This window comes from Spiroplasma sp. ald, assembly GCF_044714355.1.
Taxonomy (GTDB): Bacteria; Bacillota_I; Bacilli_A; order Mycoplasmatales; family Mycoplasmataceae; genus Spiroplasma; species Spiroplasma phoeniceum.
The window spans coordinates 1-6,646 of record NZ_RXFY01000061.1; the positions used below are offsets into that span (position 1 = coordinate 1).

Below are 6,646 nucleotides of genomic sequence, written 5' to 3' on the forward strand. Positions count from 1 at the left end.
ATTTGCTATTAGTATTTTTTTAAAAATATTTACAATTATTTTAATAGGTTATGCAAGAAGTCTATTTAAAAATATTTTCTGTAAAACCACTATTAACTTGCAATTGAGCCCAATATTTATCAGCTGGTTTAAACATAGTTTCATCACCATGCAAATAATTTAATTTAATGGTCATACCATTTTGGTATAATTCTAATGCTTTTGTATTAATATTATAAAATTTATTATTTGTAACAGATAAATTCACCATGCTATCATAACGATATTGCAATTTATAAAGATCTTTATCAATATCTTTATTATTATCAAATCATTCTTGTGCTTTTTCTTGACAAACTGCTAATGTGTCAGAATTAAAATATTCAACAGTTGGCGAAGTTAATAAGTTATTTTCATCAGTTCCTTGTTTCTGAACAACATAGGCAATACAAGGTGGTCTATCATTGTCAACAATTGCCATAGGAATATTACCAATTTTTGTTAATGGGTTTCAAAAAGCTCAGCAACAAATAAAACCATACAAAAAAAGCACAAAACAAATTAGCATATACTTAATTATTTGTAGTAAATTTTTTGCTATTTTTTCTTTTGCCTCTGTTCTGAAAACATTAATAAATCTTGGATTTTGTTTCATAATGTCATCCCTTAACTTTTTTTACTGCCTATGATATATATCATATTAATTATATACGAAAAAAGAAAAAATACTCACAAAAGTAAGTATTTTTTAATCAATAACAAATGGTAATAAAGCCATTTGACGAGCTCTTTTAATTGCTGTTGCTAACATTCTTTGATTTTTAGCAGTTGTTCCTGTTACTCGTTTTGGCAAAATCTGCCCATTACCAGAAATAAATTTTTTTAATAATTCAATATCTTTATAATCAATGTATGTTATTTTATTTTTTGTAAAATAACATTGTTTTTTAAAACGTTTAAATTTTGGATTCATTTTCTTTTTCCTTTCTTTTTAATCTCATAAAATTGCATCATCGCCATCAAAAGTAATATTATTATCATCTTGTGGTTCTGGTTGTTCAGAAGTTGTGTTAGAAAAATCATTAGCAATTGGCATTGATGGACCACCAATGTTAGTAGCAGCACTAGCACCTTTTGAATCTAAAAAAGAAACCATATCAGCAATTACTTGAACAATTGTTGTAACTTGACCATTAACATTATCACTTCTCGTTTGTAAACGTCCATCTAATGCAATTAATGATCCTTTTTTTAAATAATGGGCCATATTTTCTGCCGTTTTATTCCAAGCAAAACAAGGAATAAACGAAGCTTGGTTATTAAAACTATTATTTACTGCTAATGTAAAAGCAACAAATGGTTTACCATTAACAGAATTTTTTAATTCTAAATCACGGGTTAGTCTTCCTACTAATGAAACTCGATTTAACATAACTCTTGTACACTCCTAATTTTTTATTCTTTTGTTTCAGTTGGTGCATTTTCTGGTTTTGATTCTTCACCTTCTGAACGTTGTTCATGACGTTTATAATCAGTTTTTTTATTCCCTGGTCTACGATCACGGTCTGGTTTATCATTCTTAACTTCTGTTTTTGCATAAACAGTTGATTGAATATATCCTTTTTCTTTTTCTGTATTAATTACTAAAATTCGTAATACATCTTGTTCAATATGACTAATTCGAACAAATTCATCAATGTTTTCTGATGTTGTATTAACAATTAATACTCCATAATATCCTTTTTTTTTCTTTTTAATTGGATATACTAAATCTTTAATTCCTCATTTTCCGTGTTCTTCTATTTTTCCCCCATTAGCTTCTAAAATTTGGTGTAATTTACTTTCTAATTCATCCAAATTAGTTGCTTCGGGATTTAATATATACATAATTTCATATTTACGCATTTTATTTTCCTCCTTTTGGTCTAGGTCCTATTCGGACAAGGAGCTAATAATTATAATTCAAGCATTATTAACTCGCCAATTATTATACCTTATATTTCCTTTAATTGTAAGCGTTATTTTAATAATTTTAATAATTTTAAATCATCAACATAAGTTAATTTAATATTTTGTTTTTCACCATAAATTGTATGAATTTTTGTTTCTGGTGAAAATAACTCTACTAAATAACTATCATCATAAATTATTGTTCTATTTTTAGTTTGAAAATATCTGTCATAAACTTGATATAATAATCTTGCTTTAAAAACTTGTGGCGTCTGAATTGTAAAATATTCTTCTCGAGGTAATGTTTTTTCAATAAAATTATTTTTAACTTTTTTAAGGGTTTCAGTAATTGGTAAAATTGGAATTAGCACTTCATAATTTTTTTGTTGAAAAACTTGATTTAATTGATTAATAAAAGTTAAACTAGTAAAACAACGCACACCATCATGAATCATTATAATTTCATTACTAATTTTATAATTAATTAAACATTGATAAATCGTATCAACTCGTTCTATGCCACCCATAATAAATTGGATATTTTTTGCTTGATAATTTTTTTTCAATAAAAAAGTTAAAATTTCTTCATTAACACCAACAATAATTTCTGTACAAAGTGGATCACTTAAAAATAACATTAATGTTTGTTCAATAATAGTTTGTTTATTATCAAGTTGATATAGCAACTTATTGTCTTTCTGATTAAAACGTGATGACTTCCCAGCTGCAACAATAATTACCGTATAATTTTTCATTTATAAAATTTCAATTCCATTTTTCTTAACATATTCTAAAAAATCATCACTTCAAACCGAAGCAATAACTTCACCAATATGTTGTTTTTCTAATAAAAATAAATCTAATTGTGACTTAAAAAGTCCGAACGAAAGTGTCACTGGTAAGTCATTTGTTGCTACTTTTGCATCATATTCTGTTCTTAATTTACTTGTTTCTTTTGTTACTGCTAATTGACTTTTTAAAACATCACGATTAACAGTAGCAGCACAATAACCAATACAAATAGCTTTTTCTAACACAAAATCATAAACAAAAATTTTCGCATAGAGTTCCCAATTAAAAACATCTTGCGATTCACTAATTTCAATCGTATTATTAGTAATACTATTTTTTAAACCATAGAGGATTGTAGCACCATTTTCTCTTGTATAGCGGTTCAAGCGTTCTTGATAACTTAATAATCGCATTGCTTTTTGTAATTCAATTTGACTTGTTCAATTTAATTTTTTCTTAAATTTCTTATTTAATTGCGGAAATTTTAATAATAAAATGTCTTCTACATTACTAACAATATTAGTTGCTTTATCAATTGTTTGTTTAATTTTTAATAATGTAATGTCTTTTTCTTCTAATAATAAATCAAATCCAATTTCGCTAAAACTTACTGCTTGGCTATTTGATTGCTTAATATCACGACGCAAAACCATTGCCGTTGTTAAAATTCCTTCGTTTTCTAACAATTCATGTTGTTTAATTGCATTTCGTCGCCATTTATTGTGTGACTGTAATATTTCACCAACCAAATTAGTTGGTGAAATATCAAAATCAATTGGCCGTTCTGTCATTCGAAAATCATCATTAAACCCTTTTTCTTCTGTAGTAATTAAAGGCGCATCAACTTTTAATAAATTAAATTGAATAATAAAACGACGAACTAATTCACGTTTAATTAAACTAATTGCTTCTACTGTTTCACGTAATGTTAAAATTGAACTATAACCAATTTCAATACCAAATGCCATACAATCACCTATTTTCTTCTTGGTCGCATGTGGGGAAATAATAATACATCTTTAATTGAATCTTGTCCTGTTAATAACATAACTAGGCGATCAATTCCAATTCCTAAACCACCTGTTGGTGGCATTCCATATTCCAATGCTTCAATAAAATCAATATCTAATTCTTGTGCTTCATCATTACCATTATCACGTTCTGCTAATTGACTAACAAAACGCTCATATTGTTCAACTGGATTGTTTAATTCTGAATAAGCATTTGCATATTCACGCCCTTTAATAAATAATTCAAATCGATCAGTAAATCTTGGATCTTCTGCATTTGTTTTTGCCAATGGAGAAACTTCAACGGGATGACCATAAATAAATGTTGGTTGAATTAATTTATCTTCCACAAATTCTTCAAAAAACAAATTAATAATATGTCCAACAGAAGTATGAAATTTTTCAATTGGTAGTTTTTTTTCTTTTGCAATTTTCTTTGCTTCAGCAAAAGTCATTGGTTTTCAAAAATCAATTCCCACTAACTCTTTAATTGCATCAACCATATGTCAACGTTTTCATGGCTGTTTGAATGAAATCATTACTCCATCGTATTTTGTTTCATCTTTATTTAAAATGTTTTTTGCAATGTAGCAGATAGTATCCTCTGTTAATTGCATCATAAAATTCATATCTTGATATGCAACATAAATTTCAACTGTTGTAAACTCTGGATTATGGCGTATATCCATTCCTTCATTTCTAAATAATCGTCCTATTTCATAAACTCCCTCAAAGCCACCAACAATTAACCGTTTTAGAGGTAATTCTGTTGCTACTCGTAGATAAAAATTCATATCTAATGTATTATGATGAGTTATAAATGGTTTTGCCGCTGCGCCACCATGAATAGGCTGTAAAACAGGTGTTTCAACTTCTAAATATCCCTTACTATTAAAAAAATCTCGCATTAAAGCAATAATCTTACTACGCTTAATAAAAATATCTTTTGTTTCCGCTGATGTAATTAAATCAACATAACGACGACGATATTTTTCTTCAATATCAGTCATTCCATGATATTTGTCAGGTAATGCACGCAATGCTTTTGCTAATAAAACAAATTCTTTAACTCGCACTGTTAATTCCCCAGTGTTTGTTTTCATCATTATTCCAATAATTCCGATAATATCTCCTAAATCAAAATTAATAAATTCTTGATATTTTTCATCACCAACTTCATCATTTCGAACATAAATTTGAAAAATTCCATTTTGATCTTGTAACGTTACAAAACTAGCTTTTCCTGCTTCGCGAAATGTTTTAATTCGACCCGCAATTTTAACTATTATATTATCACTACTTGTGGCTAATTTCTCTTTTGATAAATGATTAAATTGTTCATTAAGTTCTTTACTTGTATGTGTTCGGTCAAACTTGGCAATTACAAAAGGATTATGTCCATCGTTAACTATTTTTTTTAATTTATCACGTCTAATTTGCTCTTGTTCTGTAAAATTACGTTTCTCCATTTTAATTCTCCTTTTTACTATTTAGCAACACTAATATTACTATTATAATAATAGGCAATATATTCATTAACAAACATTTTTAACTCAAATATTGTATTTATTTGCATTGCCCGAATTTTATAATTAGTAGCTTCTGGCTTTCCTTTAAAATAAAAGGCTAAATTTTTCCGCATTTCACTCGCTGCAACTCGTTCTCCCTTTAAATTTAATAATAATTCTGCATGGCGGAAAATAATATTCCGCCATTCATCTAATGGTGGTTGCTCAATTTTTTCACCAGTATCTAAAAAATGTTGAATCTGTTTAAATACTCATGGATTTCCTTGTGCTCCTCGTGCTAACATAATTGCATCACAACCAGTCTCTTTTAACATTCGTTTTGCATCTTCACAAGTAAAAATATCACCATTCCCAATTACTGGAATTGCAACATTTTCTTTTACTTTCCTAATTCAATTTCAATCAGCTTTTCCAGAATAAAATTGATTTCGTGTTCGAGCATGAACTGCAATTGCTTGTGCTCCTGCTTGTTCACAATATTTTGCAATTTCAACACAATTAATATTCTCTTCATCTCAGCCAATTCGAATTTTAACAGTTACTGGTTTAGTAACATTTTCAACCACTGCCTTAACAACTTCATAAACGAGTTGAGGATGTTTTAATAAATATGACCCTGCTTGTGACTTAATTGCAATTTTTGGTGCAGGACAACCCATATTAATATCAATAATATCACATTCACTATGTTGATCAACATATTTTGCTGCTGCAACAAAAGTTTCCATATCTGTTCCAAAAATTTGCATTGAAATTGGATGTTCTAATTTATTTACCTCAATCATTTGTAAAGTTCGTTCATTTTTTTGTAAAATTGCTTTATCACTAACCATTTCAGCATAAACCAATCCTGCTCCTAATTCATGACAAATAATTCGGAATGCTTCATTTGTAATTCCGGCCATTGGTGCTAAAAAAACTTGCCCTTTGATTTCAATATTTCCAATTCTCATTTTTCTAATTCCTTCTTTAATTAACAGTCATTAGATAAATCTTAATCAAAAATAACAATAAATTCAATAAAAAAACTATTTTTAAGGCTAATTATTCCTTATTATAGTTCATATATGATATTACAAAAAAAGTTTCTCAAAAATGAGAAACAAAATATTATTTTCGGCCATGTGGTTTGTTGCAATCACATTCAAAACATTTATGGTCACTGTTTGTACCTGAACATGAACATTGACAAGCATGGCAAGATAACCTACAATCTGTCATCTGAATTTCCTCCTTACAAAAATATTGCTTAATAAATATTACTTGTAGGTTGTATGTATTATTTAAGGGTTTTAATTAATATCTTAGAAATTGTGGAATAATATACCACTTACTTATCTAAATTGTATTACTTTTAATTTTATTGTCAATAATATTTTAGTATTT

8 protein-coding genes are annotated in these 6,646 nt (G+C 27.8%); all 8 read right to left on the bottom strand.

Features of this window, described 5'->3' with window-relative positions:
• Positions 1-61 precede the first annotated feature (61 nt).
• The 8 genes from EHU54_RS03815 to dusB all read right to left on the bottom strand — a co-directional run bounded on the left by EHU54_RS03815 (position 62) and on the right by dusB (position 6,213).
• Entirely contained in the window at positions 62-634 is a 573-nt protein-coding gene (locus tag EHU54_RS03815) for a hypothetical protein (protein ID WP_400249030.1), read from the bottom strand.
• Between the two features lie 93 nt (positions 635-727).
• Entirely contained in the window at positions 728-952 is a 225-nt protein-coding gene (gene rpsR / locus EHU54_RS03820; RefSeq protein WP_114564870.1) for a 30S ribosomal protein S18, read from the bottom strand.
• Between the two features lie 18 nt (positions 953-970).
• Entirely contained in the window at positions 971-1,411 is a 441-nt protein-coding gene (locus EHU54_RS03825; RefSeq protein ID WP_400249031.1) for a single-stranded DNA-binding protein, read from the bottom strand.
• Positions 1,412-1,434: 23 nt separating this feature from the next.
• Entirely contained in the window at positions 1,435-1,884 is a 450-nt protein-coding gene (rpsF, locus tag EHU54_RS03830; protein WP_400249032.1) for a 30S ribosomal protein S6, read from the bottom strand.
• A 113-nt stretch (positions 1,885-1,997) separates the two neighbouring features.
• Positions 1,998-2,684: an IspD/TarI family cytidylyltransferase gene (locus tag EHU54_RS03835; RefSeq protein ID WP_400249033.1), complete on the bottom strand. Its 687-nt coding sequence runs from the start codon at positions 2,682-2,684 to the stop codon at positions 1,998-2,000.
• Positions 2,685-3,689, bottom strand: coding sequence for an asparagine synthetase AsnA (locus EHU54_RS03840; protein ID WP_400249034.1), 1,005 nt, complete (start codon positions 3,687-3,689; stop codon positions 2,685-2,687).
• Positions 3,690-3,697: 8 nt separating this feature from the next.
• Positions 3,698-5,200, bottom strand: coding sequence for a lysine--tRNA ligase (gene lysS, locus EHU54_RS03845; protein ID WP_400249035.1), 1,503 nt, complete (start codon positions 5,198-5,200; stop codon positions 3,698-3,700).
• A 17-nt stretch (positions 5,201-5,217) separates the two neighbouring features.
• Positions 5,218-6,213, bottom strand: coding sequence for a tRNA dihydrouridine synthase DusB (gene dusB, locus EHU54_RS03850; protein ID WP_400249036.1), 996 nt, complete (start codon positions 6,211-6,213; stop codon positions 5,218-5,220).
• Positions 6,214-6,646 lie beyond the last annotated feature (433 nt).